Origin of the sequence: Metasolibacillus sp. FSL K6-0083, assembly GCF_038630865.1 — a bacterium.
GTDB classification, from domain to species: domain Bacteria; phylum Bacillota; class Bacilli; order Bacillales_A; family Planococcaceae; genus Metasolibacillus; species Metasolibacillus fluoroglycofenilyticus.
In genome coordinates, this window is record NZ_CP152046.1 from 2615166 (window position 1) to 2632144 (window position 16979).

The 16979-nt window shown below is 36.6% G+C and carries 18 protein-coding genes; 11 read left to right on the forward strand and 7 right to left on the reverse strand.

The window, feature by feature from the left end; genetic code table 11:
- The first annotated feature begins 250 nt into the window (after window positions 1–250).
- Genes MHB51_RS12200 through MHB51_RS12210 form a run of 3 tightly spaced genes read left to right on the forward strand, consistent with a single transcriptional unit; the run spans window position 251 to window position 2169 of the window.
- Complete coding sequence (locus MHB51_RS12200) at window positions 251–823, forward strand: Ada metal-binding domain-containing protein (protein ID WP_066168615.1); 573 nt, start codon at window positions 251–253, stop codon at window positions 821–823.
- A complete protein-coding gene (locus tag MHB51_RS12205; protein ID WP_342558263.1) occupies window positions 810–1706 on the forward strand; it encodes a DNA-3-methyladenine glycosylase in 897 nt (298 codons plus the stop codon). The genes MHB51_RS12200 and MHB51_RS12205 overlap by 14 nt, the downstream gene beginning before the upstream one ends.
- Complete coding sequence (locus tag MHB51_RS12210; RefSeq protein ID WP_066168622.1) at window positions 1690–2169, forward strand: methylated-DNA--[protein]-cysteine S-methyltransferase; 480 nt, start codon at window positions 1690–1692, stop codon at window positions 2167–2169. The genes MHB51_RS12205 and MHB51_RS12210 overlap by 17 nt, the downstream gene beginning before the upstream one ends.
- 429 nt (window positions 2170–2598) lie before the next feature.
- On the opposite strand, the gene MHB51_RS12215 is transcribed toward MHB51_RS12210, so the two are convergent.
- The 4 genes from MHB51_RS12215 to MHB51_RS12230 all read right to left on the reverse strand — a co-directional run bounded on the left by MHB51_RS12215 (window position 2599) and on the right by MHB51_RS12230 (window position 6368).
- Window positions 2599–3570, reverse strand: a complete 972-nt coding sequence (locus MHB51_RS12215; RefSeq protein WP_066168625.1) for a tRNA-dihydrouridine synthase — start codon at window positions 3568–3570, stop codon at window positions 2599–2601.
- Between the two features lie 96 nt (window positions 3571–3666).
- Window positions 3667–3828 carry a hypothetical protein gene (locus MHB51_RS12220; protein WP_161956433.1) on the reverse strand — a complete coding sequence of 54 codons (162 nt, stop codon included), beginning with the start codon at window positions 3826–3828 and terminating at the stop codon, window positions 3667–3669.
- A 161-nt stretch (window positions 3829–3989) separates the two neighbouring features.
- The gene (locus MHB51_RS12225; protein WP_342558243.1) at window positions 3990–5186 is read right to left on the reverse strand and encodes an IS256 family transposase; all 1197 of its coding nucleotides are present in this window, start codon (window positions 5184–5186) and stop codon (window positions 3990–3992) included.
- A gap of 447 nt (window positions 5187–5633) precedes the next feature.
- Complete coding sequence (locus MHB51_RS12230; protein ID WP_066168627.1) at window positions 5634–6368, reverse strand: glucose 1-dehydrogenase; 735 nt, start codon at window positions 6366–6368, stop codon at window positions 5634–5636.
- A 233-nt stretch (window positions 6369–6601) separates the two neighbouring features.
- Between MHB51_RS12230 and MHB51_RS12235 the strand changes: the two genes are divergently transcribed.
- Window positions 6602–7195, forward strand: coding sequence for a TetR/AcrR family transcriptional regulator (locus MHB51_RS12235; protein WP_342558264.1), 594 nt, complete (start codon window positions 6602–6604; stop codon window positions 7193–7195).
- A gap of 93 nt (window positions 7196–7288) precedes the next feature.
- Here MHB51_RS12235 and MHB51_RS12240 read toward each other — a convergent pair whose 3' ends face one another.
- A complete protein-coding gene (locus MHB51_RS12240; RefSeq protein WP_342558265.1) occupies window positions 7289–8524 on the reverse strand; it encodes a helix-turn-helix transcriptional regulator in 1236 nt (411 codons plus the stop codon).
- Window positions 8525–8619: 95 nt separating this feature from the next.
- Here MHB51_RS12240 and MHB51_RS12245 point away from each other — a divergent pair, with 95 nt between their 5' ends.
- From MHB51_RS12245 to MHB51_RS12260, 4 genes are all read left to right on the forward strand, one after another.
- A complete protein-coding gene (locus tag MHB51_RS12245) occupies window positions 8620–9945 on the forward strand; it encodes an amidohydrolase family protein (protein ID WP_342558266.1) in 1326 nt (441 codons plus the stop codon).
- A 147-nt stretch (window positions 9946–10092) separates the two neighbouring features.
- Window positions 10093–10830 carry a class I SAM-dependent methyltransferase gene (locus MHB51_RS12250; RefSeq protein ID WP_342558267.1) on the forward strand — a complete coding sequence of 246 codons (738 nt, stop codon included), beginning with the start codon at window positions 10093–10095 and terminating at the stop codon, window positions 10828–10830.
- Between the two features lie 40 nt (window positions 10831–10870).
- Complete coding sequence (locus MHB51_RS12255; protein WP_342558268.1) at window positions 10871–11494, forward strand: HAD family hydrolase; 624 nt, start codon at window positions 10871–10873, stop codon at window positions 11492–11494.
- A 39-nt stretch (window positions 11495–11533) separates the two neighbouring features.
- Window positions 11534–12187: a peptidylprolyl isomerase gene (locus MHB51_RS12260; RefSeq protein WP_082799074.1), complete on the forward strand. Its 654-nt coding sequence runs from the start codon at window positions 11534–11536 to the stop codon at window positions 12185–12187.
- 78 nt (window positions 12188–12265) lie between these two features.
- Here the strand turns inward: MHB51_RS12260 and MHB51_RS12265 are convergent, their stop codons facing one another.
- A complete protein-coding gene (locus MHB51_RS12265) occupies window positions 12266–12583 on the reverse strand; it encodes an antibiotic biosynthesis monooxygenase (RefSeq protein WP_342471576.1) in 318 nt (105 codons plus the stop codon).
- Between the two features lie 295 nt (window positions 12584–12878).
- Between MHB51_RS12265 and MHB51_RS12270 the strand changes: the two genes are divergently transcribed.
- Entirely contained in the window at window positions 12879–13793 is a 915-nt protein-coding gene (locus MHB51_RS12270) for a ferrochelatase (protein ID WP_342471577.1), read from the forward strand.
- Between the two features lie 399 nt (window positions 13794–14192).
- On the opposite strand, the gene MHB51_RS12275 is transcribed toward MHB51_RS12270, so the two are convergent.
- Window positions 14193–15203, reverse strand: coding sequence for a putative sulfate exporter family transporter (locus tag MHB51_RS12275; protein WP_342558269.1), 1011 nt, complete (start codon window positions 15201–15203; stop codon window positions 14193–14195).
- 318 nt (window positions 15204–15521) lie between these two features.
- Between MHB51_RS12275 and MHB51_RS12280 the strand changes: the two genes are divergently transcribed.
- Window positions 15522–16394, forward strand: coding sequence for a LysR family transcriptional regulator (locus MHB51_RS12280; protein WP_342558270.1), 873 nt, complete (start codon window positions 15522–15524; stop codon window positions 16392–16394).
- A gap of 117 nt (window positions 16395–16511) precedes the next feature.
- Complete coding sequence (locus tag MHB51_RS12285; protein ID WP_342471579.1) at window positions 16512–16973, forward strand: hypothetical protein; 462 nt, start codon at window positions 16512–16514, stop codon at window positions 16971–16973.
- Window positions 16974–16979: the final 6 nt, after the last annotated feature.

Genomic DNA, 16979 nt, shown 5'->3' on the forward strand with positions numbered 1-16979 from the left:
TGACTCAACTATATAGAGAAGACATCTTTAAAAACGTGATGAACATTCGCTTTAGCAGTGCCTATCCTCGATAAAAATGGAGCAATGAAAACCTGCGGTATCAAAATAAAATAGGCTTTTCAGACAACCTCATCGTTTGAAAAGGAATTCCTTTTTGGCGACCATAATAGCAAGAATAAGGATGAAATGAAGAGCGATTTCCTGATAAAATGAATGCAATTAACTTGATGCGGAAGGAGCGGTAGATTATATGGTGACCAATATTGACCTAACATTTGAAGAAATGTGGGAAAAAATTATGGCTTGTGACCGAAAATATGATGGTTTATTTTTCACTGCAGTAAAAACGACGAAAATATACTGTCGCCCTTCCTGCAGGTCAAGGAAGCCTAAAAAGATAAATGTGGAGTTTTATGATGATAAAAGGGCTGTTGAAGAAGCGGGCTATCGTCCATGTAAACGATGTCAGCCTGAAATCGAGCATTCACCGCATATTGAGGTTGTAAAAAATATTATCACATTTCTAGTTAATCATTATAAGCAAAATTTAAGCTTGAAGGATATAGCAAGGCAGATTGGCTTAAGCCCTTATTATTTAGAGCGTTTATTTAAACAAGAAACTTCTGAGACACCACGCACATATTTGGAGAAAATACGCATTGATAAAGCTGCCTATCTTCTTAAAAGTAGCAAATTAACGAATTTGGAGATTTGCTATGAGGTTGGCTTTCAAAGCCCTTCTAATTTTTATAAAGTGTTCCGAAGCTTAAAAAGCTGTTCGCCGAGCGAATATAGAAAGGAATTCCAAAATGCAATGGATTGATTCCGAATCTTATTTCGAAGTCTTGCCTCCTAAACAATTTAATTTTGATGCGTGTTTAGTTTATTTAGATAGATCAAATTTAGAGGTGCTCCATCAAATAACAGATAGTTCCATATATAAAGTAATAAGTGAAACTTTATGTAAAGTGACATCAGTAAATCATCGCATAAAGATTGAATTTCCGATGGGGGTTCCACCCGCAGCCGAACGTAAAAAAGTAGCACAGTATATTTGGGAGTGGTTTGATTTGGAACAAAATTTAGAGGGTTTTTATCAATTGGCTAGCCAAGATAAAATACTCAAGCCACTTGTTGAAAAATATTACGGTTTAAGGATTGTGTGTATTCCAGATTTATTTGAGGCATTTGTTTGGGCAATTACAGGTCAACAAATTAATTTAACATTTGCTTACACATTAAAGAAACGATTGATTGAAAAATTTGGAGAGTATGTGATTTTTGAGGGGAAACAGTTTTGGAAATTTCCTACAGCTGGAAAAATAGCAGACTTGACTGTAGAGGACTTGAAGCAACTTCAATTCACTACAAGAAAGGCTGAATATATTATTAACGTTGCGCGGGAAATAGTGAATGGCAATCTTTCGAAAGAAAAATTATTAGAAATGAAGGATATAGAAAAATCTTTAACATCAATAAGAGGTATTGGCGCATGGTCGGCAAATTATGTGATGATGCGATGCCTACATCAAAGCGCTGCTTTTCAAATTACAGATGTGGGTCTTCATAATGCATTAAAAGCTCTTTTACATCTTGAAGAAAAACCAACAATAAATCAAATAGAGGCGTATGCGGCTAATTGGCAAGGCTGGCAGGGATATGCAACCTTTTATTTGTGGAGGTCATTATATGGAGAAAAAATATAAATTATACTATGAATCACCTCTTGGCACAATTGAAATAATGGGAACAGATGCAGCGATTATTTCTATACTCTTTTCCGAAAAGGATGATGCAGAACAAACTGAGGCATCGCCGATTTTAACAGCATGCTACAATCAGCTTGATGAGTATTTTAAGGGGCTACGCCAAGACTTTACATTCCCATATCAATTTGAAGGAACTGAGTTTCAAAAAAGAGTGTGGTGTGCTTTAACAGCAATACCGTATGCTGAAACGGCATCTTATAAGGATATTGCGGTTGCTATTGAAAATGAAAAAGCTATTAGAGCTGTAGGGAGTGCAAATGGCAAAAATAAGCTTAGCATTGTTGTGCCCTGTCACCGGATTATCGGCTCTAATGGAAAGCTAACAGGCTATGCGGGCGGTTTGTGGAGGAAGGAATGGCTGCTTCAGCATGAACAATCTATGAAAAGGGACGAGTCTTAAAAGGCTTGTTCCTTTTTGTTTTAATTTCTTTCAGGAATGTTTTCTGTACCGATAGCAAGTCGACAGGTACGGAGCTCTCCTACCTCTATAGATGGCGAGATGAATACAAGCATTATTTTAACTAGTGTCCTAACACTCACTGATAAGGAGGAACTTAGTCTAAAAACATCGCATACTGAGGTAACGACTGAGTGACCAACATCGTGTTGGGATAAAGCTTATGGTGGATGTCACAGCGGTTAACTTCTACTGATTAGCTAGAAAAATCGGGGCGTAATTTATATAAATGTATTTTTAAAAATTTAGCCTTTGTGCATTACATTTAGATTAAAGACATATCAAATGAAGTGACTAAAAGACAGAGATAAGGGTATTCAGAAATCAGCAATGCAATTTTCTGAATACCCCTTTCCATTTACGATAAATTTTCTATTTCTCTTCACTTGCAAATGCTTTTAGTAACTCACGTACTTCCTCAAGGGAATTAGCGTTCATTAGTTGATTTCTTAGTTGGCTTGCTCCTTTGAAGTCGCGTACATATATTTTAAAGAAGCGTTGCAATGCTTTAAATGAGCGTGTCTCAAATTGCTTTGAGTAATGCTCGTATAAGTCGAGATGTAAGTGCAGTAAACGAAGATATTCTGACGTGTTATGCTCCTTTAGTTCCTTTTCAAAGGCAAAAGGGTTTGTAAAGACACCACGTCCAATCATAACGCCATCAATACCGTATTGCTGAGCTAGTTCAAGTCCTTTAGCGCGATTAGGAATGTCACCATTAATCGTTAGCAATGTGTCAGGTGCTATTTCATCACGCAATTTTTTAATGTCTGCAATTAGCTCCCAATGCGCGGCCACTTTGCTCATCTCTTTTCGCGTACGAAGATGAATAGAAAGGTTGGCGATATTTTGTTTGAAAAGGTGCGTAAGCCATTCGCGCCATTCTTCTATTTCCGTAAAGCCTAGTCTTGTTTTGACGCTAACAGGCAATCCACCCGCTTTGGCAGCTTGAATAATTTCGGCAGCAAGCTCAGGGCGAAGAATTAAGCCTGCTCCTTTTCCTTTTTCTGCTACATTATCAACGGGACAGCCCATATTAATGTCGACGCCTTTAAAGCCGAGCTCCTTCATACCAATGCTCATCTGCCTGAAATGTTCTGGAGTGTCACCCCAAATATGAGCTACAATCGGCTGCTCATCATCTGTAAAAGCTAAACGACTTTGTAAACTGTCGACGCCATTTGGATGACAGTAGCTCGCTGTATTAGTGAATTCCGTAAAAAATACATCTGGGCGACCTGCCTCCGCAATAACATGTCGAAATACAACGTCCGTTACTTCCTCCATTGGTGCTAATATAAAAAATGGTCGCGGTAAATCAAGCCAAAAATTACTTTGCTTCATTGATAAAATCCTCTCTTTTAAAACTCTATCTTGCAAAAAGATACCATACTTATTTTCTTTCTGCACAGTTAATTGACTTGAATCTTTCAATTACCTTTAATTGACCGTGCTATATAACCAACGAAGTGCATTAATAAAGTATGTGCTAAAGAAACAAACATCGTGTGTTCCTTCTGGCTGTAATTCAAATAATAAATTACTTTCTAAATAGCCTTCCTTCGCAAATTGCTCATAGGCTTTTTTTGTATGGTTGACCATGTTTTGGTACTGTCAATATTATTGTGTAAATGACTTTTCAACTTCTCAAGGTAGATGATCACCTTCGTATTCAAATAGATTTGTTCGAAGTTTGGATTTGGGTGTCTAGGAAAGGGCTAGCCCTTTCCTAGACACCCAAATTTCGCGCTGGCACGTCCCGGTTAGTTTGTCGGTTCATGCAGCTGTTCAAACATTTCTTCTAGCTTGGCACGGGCCTGATTAAAGCCGATGTGGCAGCGTGTGGCGAAACGTTGATTGTAGTCCTCGAACTGCGTCACTAAAAAGCGTTCCAGTGATTCTTCATTCGGGAACTGTTCCTTGCGCTTTGTATATTTTTTGATTTGCTTATTGAACGACTCAATTAAATTGGTCGAGTAGATGCTTCGCCAAATTGCTTTTGGAAACTGATAAAACGTGAGTAAATACGGATTATCAAGTAAGCTCTGTGTAACTTTTTTATACGATTTGCTCCATTTCTCGCAGAACTGCCCAAGTGCTAGCGCAGCTGCTTCGGCGTCCTTGGCCTGGTGAATCGTTTTAAAATCTTCGCAGACTTCCTTGCGATCCTCTACGCGTACTTTATGCATGATATTGCGACCGACATGAACTAAACAGACTTGATATTTTGCCTTTGGAAACACATTGAAAACAGCGTCAGCCATGCCTTTTAAGCCGTCTGATACGAATAATAAGACGTCTTCTACACCACGGTCTTTCAGCTCTTCTAGTAGCTCTTGCCAGTTGTAAGCAGACTCGGTTGGGGCAATCGTGTAAGCGAGTACCTCTTTAGAGCCGTCTTCGCGAATACCAACAGCGATATAGACGGCTTCTTTAGACACCGTATCACGACGTACGGCAATATACGTCGCATCTAAATACACGCATACGTAACGATTATGCAACGAACGGTTGTTAAATGCATCGACTGTTTCTGAAACCGCTTTTGTCATATTCGAAATCGTTTGAGGCGTATAGTGATGGCCATACATTTTTTCGATTAACTGGGCAATTTCAGCCATCGTAATGCCTTTTTTAAACAGGTGAATCACCGTATCTTCAAGCGTATCATTCGAACGCTTATACGGAGCCACGGTCTGTTGTTTGAACTCACCATTGCGATCACGTGGAATTTGAATGGCTAAATCGCCGTACTCTGTGTGAAGCGTACGCGAATAAGACCCATTGCGTGAGTTGCCTGAATTAAAGCCCATACGGTCATATTTTTCATAATCTAGAAATTCCGTTAACTCTGTCACAAGTAGCGAGTTGATCGCCATTTCCAAGTGCGAACGAAAAACCTCGGTAATATCTTGTTTTTTTACTAGTGCATCGATAATTTCTGTTGTAAACTGATTCATAGGGAAGACCTCTTTTCTAGGATTGGTTGTGGTGACTTAATTCTACCAAGAAAAGGTCTTCCTTTTTACATGGAATTTTTCATTTACACAAAATATTTTATACTCTCCATGTTTTTTGAATATTACTTTTATGAACTCCTTTTTCTTAATTTAGGAAGTAATAACTTTTAACTTCTTTCAGTGGGTGTTACAGTTTTTGAAGATGAAATTTCGAGCAAGCCCCAAAAAATCTGGACTAAAGTTAGCTAAGAAGTAATTGACAAAAGCTATTACAGAGGGCTTATTTTTTTATGTAGCAAATCTAAAAAGTCGATTCGAAAAAACATATGCTTTTTCGAATCGACATGATAGCCCTATATTCCATTTATCTTAATTCAGTCGGTGTCCCAAATACACTGAATCAAAATCCCGATGCAATTTCGCCGAGATGTAATTGATAGTTAGCTACTAGCGTGCAGAAATACCACCATCAATGATGAACTCAGAGCCTGTAGAGTAGCTTGATTCATCAGAGGCTAAAAATAGTACCATTTTTGAAACCTCCTCAGGCTGTGCAACACGTTGTAGTGGGATATGCTTTGCAAATTCTTCTACGGCTGCCTTCGTATCCTCTTGCACAACCATTGGTGTAGCAATTACACCTGGGTGTACAGAATTTACACGTATATTGTAATGAGCGCCTTCGATTGCTGCTGCTTTTGTCATGCCACGCACAGCAAATTTTGTATCTGTGTAGCCAATTGCACCAGCAACTAAGCCATTTAAGGAAGAAATATTAACAATTGAGCCGCTACCAGATTTTTGCATTGAAGGGATGACTGCCTTTGTACCTAAAAATACAGATACTTGGTTAATTTCTACGATGCGACGGTATTCTTCAGCAGTAGTTTCCAGTATTGACTTTGCCATTGTAATACCCGCATTGTTTACTAAAACATTTACCGGACCAAAAGCGTCCTCTGCTTTCGCAACAACTGCTGCCCAGTCCTCTTCACTTGCTACGTTTTGTTTAACAAAAACTGCATTTTCACCTAATTCAGCAGCTAATGCTTGTCCCTTTTCTTCGTTTAAGTCAGTGATAACAACCTTTGCACCTTCTTCAACAAATAATTTTGCATGTGAAGCGCCCATACCTTGTGCAGCACCAGTAATAATTGCAACTTTACCTTCTAAACGAGCCATAGTAAAACTCCTCCTAAGTGTAATAATAAAATTAAAATCATTCTTGCAAATGGTAAGTATAAATAAACTACAATTGTAAATTAACAGAATTGAGTGGGGAATGTCAATTTAAAGTCCCTCGTTTTAAAAAGACAATCATTTCTTAATATTCGCTATCTTTGTTGTCAATCGAAATGCAATTGAATCATGTTATAATTTGTACAAAGCTTGTATGAAATTAGGTGATTTTAGCAATGACAATAGAAGACCGACGAATAGTAAGGACACGTAAAAAATTAAAGGATGCTATGTTATTTTTATTAAAGGAAAAAGATTTTAAAGATATTTCTATTACGGAAATTGCAAAAGTAGCAGGATGTAATCGCGTCACATTTTATTCACATTATGAAGATAGCATGCAGCTACTAGCAGATATTTTTAAGGACTATTTAGACGAGCTGGCACAATATTATCGTGATAGCTACAAAGGGAAAAAATCGTTTACATTAGCTGACCCTACACCAACCATTCCCATTTTTGAATTTGTCTATAACAATCAATTTATCTTTTCACTTATGCTGATGGGGGAAGTTATTCCAGGCTCTCAAAACATCTTTTGCGAAACAATTGGAAGCATTAGCCGCAAAGATTTGAGCTTGCCAGAAAAAGTGTGGTTTGATATAGAGGCAATCAATTCGTATGAAACATATGCATTTTTAGGTTTATTCATTTATTGGATTAAGCAGGGCTTCAAAAGTACCCCTAAAGAAATGGCAGAAAGATTAGCATTTTTACACACGATGTCTCTTGGGGAAGTTAAGGTTGTTTCGGGGGAAGGGCAGGGATAGATAAACTATTAAGCGGATAAAATAGTTAAAAGTTAGGGTTTATTCTACTCATTAAAGCCTATTCAAGATTATCAAGTCTTGAATAGGCTATTTCTATGCTTTCTTAAATATAGAATAATAAATATGGTTAATTAAACTTTTATAAGTTGAATTTGGCATATGTTTAATTTGCTTTTTACTATGGACGATATCCTCAAAAGCCTGTTCTTTATTACCTAAATGATAATAACAATCTGCCCGTATAGCTAAGATTTCATAGCAGGCAGCTTGTTCAAGAGGATGAATAACATATGAAGGAATCTCGTATGCTTCCACTTGTTGTAATGCTTCTGTATAAAGCTGCTGTTTCCATAATGAATATGCTAGTTCTTGATTATATAAGATGCTAAGCGACAAATCCTCCTGCTTTGAAAATTGAGTAATAAACTGCTGTATTTCATTTGATAAATGATCATTTAACTCTAAACGGTTTTCAAAGTGGAACTTGCTATATGCATAATAAACTGAGTGATAAAGATTACCTGTGAATTGAGCATATTCATGAAGTTTTTGTAAGTTTATTTCCCCTTCGGATTTCTTATCTAATTGAATATAAAGTAACAGCTGTAATCGATAGATAGCATCAATTTTGTAGTATAAATTTGTTCGATTCATTGTTTCGAGACATTTGGTTGTATATGTAGAAGCTAACATATAGTTTCCTGATGCAGCTTCAATGATGGATTTGTAATAAAAGCTATCAATTAACACTGTCGGCTCAAATAAATATTCATCAACCTCAGTTTGTTGCAAAATTACTTGAATGATTGCTTCACATTCATTATATTTTTTGTGATTAATAAGACTTTTACAAATGAATAATTGAGCCTGTATTATTTTATTGTTGAGCCCGGTATGTTCATAATAGGCAATACTTTGATTGAGTAATTCTATCTTTAATTCGTCATGAAGATAAAAATAAGAAATAACATATAGCTCCACAACTCTTGCCTCTTCAAAGCTATTAAATTGTATGTTTTCTAATAGTGGCTCAATTGCATCGGTTATTTTTTTATCTATTGCTGGATTTCGCTCGAAAGGCATAACTATTAACTTTTCAAATTCAACTAGTAAATTGCGATATCGATCTATTTCAATAGGATTGATTAATTCATTTACTGGTAAGGATAGTTTTTCTGCAATTTTCTGTAAAGTAGCCATTGACGGCTTTGCTTTATCGTTTTCAATTTGACTGAGCAAGCTGTATGAAAAATCCTCCCCCGCTAATTCCTTCAAGGTGAGTTTAAGCTGCTTCCTTCTTTTTTTAACTTTTTCTCCTAATGAGATCATCTATTTCACCTCTCTCAAATTATAGCATCATATTTAAAATAGACAAAATATTTTAATTGTATTAAAATATTAAATAAAAATAAAAGGTGATTAAAATGTATTTGGTATTAAGGAACGGAAATGTATTAAATGTAGAAACAGGAATCTTCACAAAGCAAGATATTCTAATAGAGGATTCACGTATTATCCAAATAGAAGACGATATAGAATCGAAGGATTCATATAAAGAAATTAATTGTAAGGGTAAATGGATAATTCCTGGTCTGATTGATATGCATGTACATATTAAGTATCCCTTCGCCCCTTTATTCACGGCAGCAGGTATAACAACTGTTCGTAATACAGCGGGAAGTGTTATCGAACTAGAGGATTTAATGATTGAAAATCCGCAACGTATTAATCCGCGCGTTATTTCGGCAGATCGAATGATTGATGGTCCTCCAGGTCTCTGGGGTGAAACAAGCCCTTACAATTTAAATACAGATATTGAAGAGGAGGCTCGTCAAGAGGTAAGGAGACAGGTTGAACTTGGGGCAGATTTTATTAAAGTGTATGGATGGCTAAATAAACAAACCATGGAAGCCGTTGTTGACGAGGCGAAAAAGTATAATAAAGAAGTTAGTTGTGATTTAATTCATTCTAATTCTGTAACGGCTACTGATGCAGCAAATATTGGTATCAAGTGGAATGAGCATTGTTCAGGTATTTTACAGGCGCTATTTCCAGAGTGGACAATGAAGGCTCCCCAAAATATTTGGGATACAATTGACTGGGAATATCCTGAAGAGGAACGGGTTACGGAGATCTGTAGAAAATTAGTAAGTAAAAATATTATTTTGTGTCCAACGATGATTATTTTTGACCAAGCAAATTTGTTAGATCATTATTGGACAATAAATCATCCTATTATTGATAGAACTGAAGAAAATGAGGAGCTAATGAATCAGTGGAATCGTCTATTGGATTATCCATCTTCATTAAAATCAATTGGCATCCAGAATCAGTACATAAAGCAAATTGCTTATATTTACCATAAATTAGGTGGGTTAGTTGTAGCAGGAACAGATACGCCAGCAGGAATTTTCACATTCCCAGGACTAGCATTACATAGGGAGTTGATGCTATTTGTAGAAAGTGGTTTCACTGAAGTAGAGGCTATTCGAGCGGCAACGGTAAATGCGGCTAGAGCTTTGGGACGCAATGATTTAGGGAGCATTCAAGAAAAGACAATTGCAGATATAGTTATTTTGAATGCCAATCCACTTATGGATATTCAAAATACAATGGATATTCATCTAGTTATAAAAGGGGGGATACCGCTGGAGAATCAAGATATATTTCAACATATCCCGTCGCAAGAACAACAAGACATGTTTTTTGATGAACTGATTGCCAAATTTAAAGCACACCAATTGCTGTAAGATGAACAAAATATTTACTTAAAGAAGACATGCCTCTATCTACATCCTACCAAAAATGAAATTATAAGTCTATTAATAATTTCGGTGGCATGTGATAATAATTTTGCGCAAATACCTTATAACGTTATGATGAATTGAGAGGCAAGGATGAAGCAAAATATATATGATAACAATAAATTTTTTCAGCAGTATAAAGCATTAAGAGCTAGGGAAAATAACTATAATAATTTGTTGGAGCAGCCCTATTTTATCTCACTTGTACCGGAGGTAAGAGGTAAGGTTGTACTAGATATTGGTTGTGGGATGGGGGACTTTGCAGCAACTTGTGTTCAACAAGGTGCAAAGCATGTCACAGGTATTGATATTTCGGCTAATATGATTGCTACTGCTAAAAGTAATTATACTTATGAAAACTTAATTTTTAAGCAAACAGCATTTGAGGATTTAACAGTGCCTGCTGCATCAATTGATTTTATTAGTAGCTCATTAGTATTCCACTATATGGCGGATTTCCAGCAACTTATAAAAGAGATTAGTCTAGCATTAAAAAGTGGTGGAATATTGCTATTTTCTATCGAGCACCCGATTGTTACAGCGAATAAGGGGAATGATAGTTGGATTACCAATCAAGCGGGGGATATATTCCATTTTGCTTTAGATAACTATCAAGATGAGAGTTTGCGTACACAGCATTGGTTCGTTGATAATGTCATGACCTACCATCGTACAATGTCAACGGTTTTGAATACGCTAATTGATTATGGTTTACAAATTGAAAAAATAGTGGAGCCAAAGCCGACTGATGATGCCATCGACAAATTACCTAGTATACAAAAGGAGCTACGCCGTCCGTCATTTTTAATTGTAAGAGCGAGAAAGGGCTAGTGAAGGTATAATAAAGTATGATGGATAGAGGAGGTTACACATGTATATAGAAAGCATTATTTTCGATTTAGATGGGACGTTATGGGATTCAAGAAGGACAGTGGCGCAATCATGGACAAAGGTCATTCAGGCATCTCCTTTCGGAAAAGGAGAAGTGACCGAAGAGGATTTGTCGCGGGTGATGGGGCTGCAAATGGAGGAAATAGCTAAAGTTTTATTTGATTATTTGAATGAAGAACAGCAATCGGCGCTTATGTCTGCGTGTGGTCGGCAGGAGGAAGCAGATTTATTGCACTATGGGGGGAATTTATATCCACGACTTGAGGAAACTTTGAAGAGTCTTGCGCAAAAATACCGTCTGTTTATTGTGAGCAATTGTCAAGAAGGCTATATTGAAGCATTTTATGAATATCATAAAATGGAGAAGTATTTTATAGATTTCGAAAACCCTGGGCGAACAGGTTTATCAAAGGGAGAAAACATTCAATTAATTATGGAGAGAAATAATATAAAAAATGCAGTGTATGTAGGGGACACACAGGGAGATATGCTCGCTGCAAAGCTTGCAGAAATACCGTTTGCTTTTGCATCATATGGCTTTGGAGAGCCAGAGAGATATGACTATATTATTGAAGAACCAGCAGACTTATTAAAAATATTTTAATATAATAGTAAAAGAGTAATTCATAGGAGTTGAAACAAATTGACACGTTATAAAGGGTTGTATATTGTCGCTGCACTTTTTGCTCTAACTTTAGTGTTAGTAGGCTGTGGTGCAAAGAAAGTGGAGGATGATACAGTGACAGAGGAAACAGGCGATTATGCAGCGGAGGTTAAGGAAAATCCGATTGTAACGATTACGATGAGCAATGATGAAAAAATCGTTATCGAATTAGAGCCTTCTGTAGCACCAAATACAGTGGCAAATTTTATTTCTTTAGTAGAACAGGGCTTTTATGATGGGCTGATTTTCCATCGAGTGATTCCGGGCTTTATGGTTCAGGGGGGTGATCCGCTAGGCAATGGAACGGGTGGTCCTGACTATGGAATCGAAGGTGAGTTTTTAGCAAACGGATTTGAAAATGATTTGAAGCATGAGCGTGGCGTTATTTCAATGGCGCGTGCAGGCGACCCTAATTCAGCGGGTTCACAATTTTTCATTATGGTAGAGGATTCGCCGCATCTTGATGGACAATATGCTGCTTTTGGAAAAGTAATTGAAGGCATTGAAGTAGCGGATGCTATTGTTAATGTAGAGCGTAATAGCGCAGATAAGCCGCTAGAGGATCAACAAATGAAAAAGGTAGAAGTTGATACAAAAGGTTTTCAGTATCCAGCACCACAAGTAATTCAATAGACAAGCATGAAGAGCTGAGGCTGCGGGGAAGTAGATTTTCCCGACAGCTTCAGCTCTTATGCTTTATATGCGATGAAATTAAATAGATAATGTAGCGACGATTTCAGCAATTACGATTTGGTTTGAAATTATTGGTGATTCCCCATTGCTTTGAGCATCCCTCGCATGCAGTTTTTTAAAGGAATCGGAGGCTCTCCAAGTTTGGAAATTTTCTAAGGCTTGCCAATACATCATGACGTTCATTTCATCATGCTCGCGGTTTTGTGTACAAACGCTTACTTCAACTTTATGAAAGCCTTCAAAATCTAATAACTCCTTCTCGGAGGTAAATGCAGGAGCAATTTTATGCCCCATTCCTTTTTTAACTAAAAAGCGATTTGATACAGTATACATCATATAGCCTCCCAACTTATTTGAGAATGATAATCAATTAATAGTAAAGCATATTTATAGTAATAATACAATCTCGATTTTTCTCTTATGTCCTCAGCTTCTAAGTATTTAGAGGAATACTTCTATAAAATATTGGGTTCGAAATTCTAATTGACAATGATTATCAATAAATATAGAATGATAGTCGTAAAGCTATAAAGTCTATATGAATTCTAAAAAACTTTATTTTAGTCTGGAAATTGGTGTGCTAGCCTATTTTCTAGACAAGCTAAAACTACTGCTATAAGGAGCTGTTTTCATGATTGCTGTAATTTATTATGCGTATGGTGCACCGAAATCAATTGATGATGTTCAAACATATTTCAGTAATATTTTAAAGGGGAAGCCCATACCAGCACAGATGCTTGGTGGTATTGAAGAGGCTTTTAAAAAATCAGGGTTGCCAGATTTTATTCGTTCCTCAACAGAACGTATCGCAAAAGCGCTGCAAACGACTTTAAATAATAGGTCAGAGGAAGAGGTACGTTTATACAATGCTTATAAGCATACGGCTCCGTTTGTGGAAGATGTATATAATGAGGCGGTACAAGCTGGTGCAGAGACAATCGTTACACTGTCAGTTAATCCAATTTTATCTGTTAGTGGTGGAGGGGCAGTGCATACGGAAGTGGCAGAGCTTGTAAAAGGAAGCGATATTCGTCATATAGCGATTGATAATTGGCACTTAGATGAAGGGATTGTTAACGTTTATGCAGAGCGTGTTCGACGTGCCTTTGATTGGCTACCTATTGAAGCACAGAAATCAGCTTATGTACTTTTTACTGCGCATAGTCAACCATTAGTTCCTGAGCGCAGTGAGCCTTACGCTAAACAATTCGAGGAGCTTTCAGCCGCGATTGCTAAAAAGGCTAATATTGAGCGATTCCAGTCTGTTTATCGTTCTGGTAAATCTGAAGGCTGGCTGTCCCCAAATGTGAAGGATGCGATGAAAAATTTACACGCTGCCGGGGCACAAGGCTTTGTTACATGTGAGTTATTAAGCGTTAGTGCCGATGTAGAATCATTTAGTGAAATCAATTCTGAATGTAGAGAGTTAGCTAAGGAGCTAGATGTCAGCTTTGCTACTTCAGAGTTTTTAGGTGATAGCTTCGATACAATATTGGCTTTAACTGCATTAATTGAAAAGCGTATTCAAGCAGTTGTTACAAATTAAATATTTACAACGAGGGGCTGTCCAAAAAGCCGTGCATAGCCGGCATTTTGGACAGTAGCGATGATGTTTCGCAAAATGTTGATTCATTTAAACAGAAAACGCTTCTTTTAAAAATGGGATGAACATTGGTTTTATCAGTGTTATCCCTCAAGTAAAAGGGAGGCGATGAAAACATTTATTTCAATGCGATGTCAAAACAAAATGGACTTTTCGGACAACTCCCTTGCTTCTACATTAAATATTTGCTAAAACTGCTTGTACCTATCGCTTCGCTTTCAGCACACAAAACATTTGCTCCTGCGGTTACTCGTCGCAGTATAATATTTGCTCCTGCGGTTACTCTCAGCATAAGTGTCAAAAGTCCCCTTAACTAATCTGGTTCCCCTAATTTATAGCTAATTACACAATGAAATACGTAATGATAGATAGAAAAAGTGAGGTAATCAGCATAGCTAAAAGCGGTCGCAAAGCCTTTGTTCGAAGGTCTTTCAAATTAATATTTAAGCCTAGTCCAATCATAGCCATGGTCAAAATAAAAGAAGTGAAAAATGATATTCCATCCATGACACTTGCAGGGACTATAATGACACGATTAAGTATATAGCTTCCGAATAAGCTCATTATAATAAATCCTATAAGAAACCATGGAAATTCAATTTTTGTATCAGAATCAGCTTCTGTTTTTCTTTTGTGCTTCATCCAATAGATAAGTATAAAGCTTAATGGAACAAGTAGGAAGACACGGCCTAGTTTGGCTAGTAAAGCTATTGCAAGAGCATCCGAGCCCGCAGGTGTACCAGCTAGGGCAACATGTGCAATTTCATGTAAGCTAATCCCCGACCAAATACCATATTGTATATCCGTTAAAGGTATTAAAGGTCTTATAATAGTATAAGTAACGGCAAAAATCGTTCCTACAAGTGCAATGATACCAGCACCAATTGCGGTATCTTCATCCTTCGCTTTCAAAATAGGTGAAACAGCAGCAATAGCGGCTGCACCACATACCCCAGTTCCTATTCCAAGGAGTAAAGATAATGAGGTATCTGCTTTTAATAATTTAGCCAAAAACATGGTAAGAACTATTGAAAAAACTATAGTACCGACATCTTTAACAAGCAGACCTAATCCCTGATGAAAAACAATATCCATATTAAGCTTTAATCCAAAAAGAATAATTGCAAGCCTTAATAGCTTTTTAGAGGAAAATTGAATTCCTTCACGTAGTTTTTCAGGATATCCCCATATTTGACGAAAAATAATAGCAATGATAATGGCACATGCAAGCTGTCCTACATGATTCAGAACAGGTAATTTTGAAAGTCCGAAGCTAACCAATGCAATAATAAAAGTAAAACCAATTCCCGCAAGCCAATTTCTCGATGCAAATGATTTATGTGAATCTGTCATATAAAAATCTCCTTTAGTTAACATTTTGTTTTAATCATATGCCTCTAAAAATAATAAGTAAAATCAATTATAATAATGATAATGATAAGTAATAGGTTATCATTAGTGGATTGTTAAACCGCTTAAGGCTTACTATAAATGATTGAGAAAGAGGAACTCAGTCTAAGAACATCGCATGCTAAGATAGTGACTGAGTGACTATGTCAGACTTGCGGCGAATGTCACAGAATGTGACGCTCTTAGGTTAGCTTTCAACTAGTTCGCTCAAAAAAATCTAGAAGAAAGTTAGCCGAGGCGTATTTGATAGGAGTGAGAAAGTTGGACCAAGCATTACGTGTTTTTATTACAGTTGTAGAGCAACGAAATTTTACTCGTGCTGCTGAAATACTTCATATGACACAGCCAGCAGTTAGCAGTTATATCCAAAACTTAGAGCGCATAATGGGAACAAAATTATTAGAAAGAACTAATAAGTTTGTTAGGCTTAATAAAGCTGGAGAAATTGTTTACCATCATGCGAAGGATATTTTAGGTCTTTACATGCGGATGGAAAATTTATTAGATGATTTGAAGCATACTGCAAGAGGCACTTTATCTATTGGCTCTAGCTATACTTATGGGGAATATATTCTACCTTATAAGATTGCTACTTTATTGGAGATGTATCCACAAATAAATCCAAATATTATGATAAAAAATTCCCATGAAATTATTGAATTACTCCTACAAAACCAAATTGATGTGGGAATTATAGAAGGGGAAATAAATAATGAAAAAATTAAAATAACCCCCTTTGCATCTGATTATTTATCAATAATTGCAGCATCTGACCATCCTTTATTGGATTTATATAACATAACTCCTTTCGATTTGAGCCATGAGACTTGGCTTGTTCGCGAGGAGGGGTCAGGAACACGGGATATGCAAGAAAAGGGGTTTAAGCAGCTAGGCTTTTATCCTGAAAGACTGATGACTTTTAGTAGTACACAGGTTATAAAGGAATCGATTGAAGCAGGTTTAGGCATTTCTTTACTTTCTCATTCAACTATAAAAAAAGAATTAGAATTAAATAAATTGCAGCTAATGAATATAAAAGGGTTTCCAATTACGAGGAATTTTTCACTTGCAACGACAATTGCAGAATTCCACACAAAAGCAACAGAGGTTTTTATTGAGTTATTAATTAAGTAACTTGATTTTTTATATTAATATACAGAAAAAATTTTAATTTTTTAACCTAGATTTAACCTTTACATGTTATGGTTTGAAGCAAAGGAGTTAGACAAATTAAATGAGGAGGTAAGAAAAGTGAAGAAAACGTTAATTGGTAGTGCGTTGGCTTTTGGTTTATTGATAGGTAGCGGAGGGGTCTCAGCTAATGGAACAATTCCGCCATTAAATATTCAAGGGATGGATATTGAAACGGCTTTAATGATGGTTCAATCTCAGCGAACGAGCTTATTAGATGAACAATTAAAAAGTCAAATCGAGAATGTGCAGCAAAGGAATGAGGATATTGCTGTATTGAATGAACAAATAGCGCTATTAAATCAAGAGGCGGCTACGGCGAATTCAACTAGACAAGCAGAATTAGCGCAACAAATTAATGAATTAAAAGCTCAAATTTCTACACTAGGCAATTCACAGCAAATGGATATGCTACGTCTGCAAAGTTTAAATAATAAGCGTAATGAGGCATTTGATGTGATGACAGATTTTGTGAAGAAAATGCAGGATAGTCGCTCGTCGATTATTAACAATATGCGCTAATGAAGC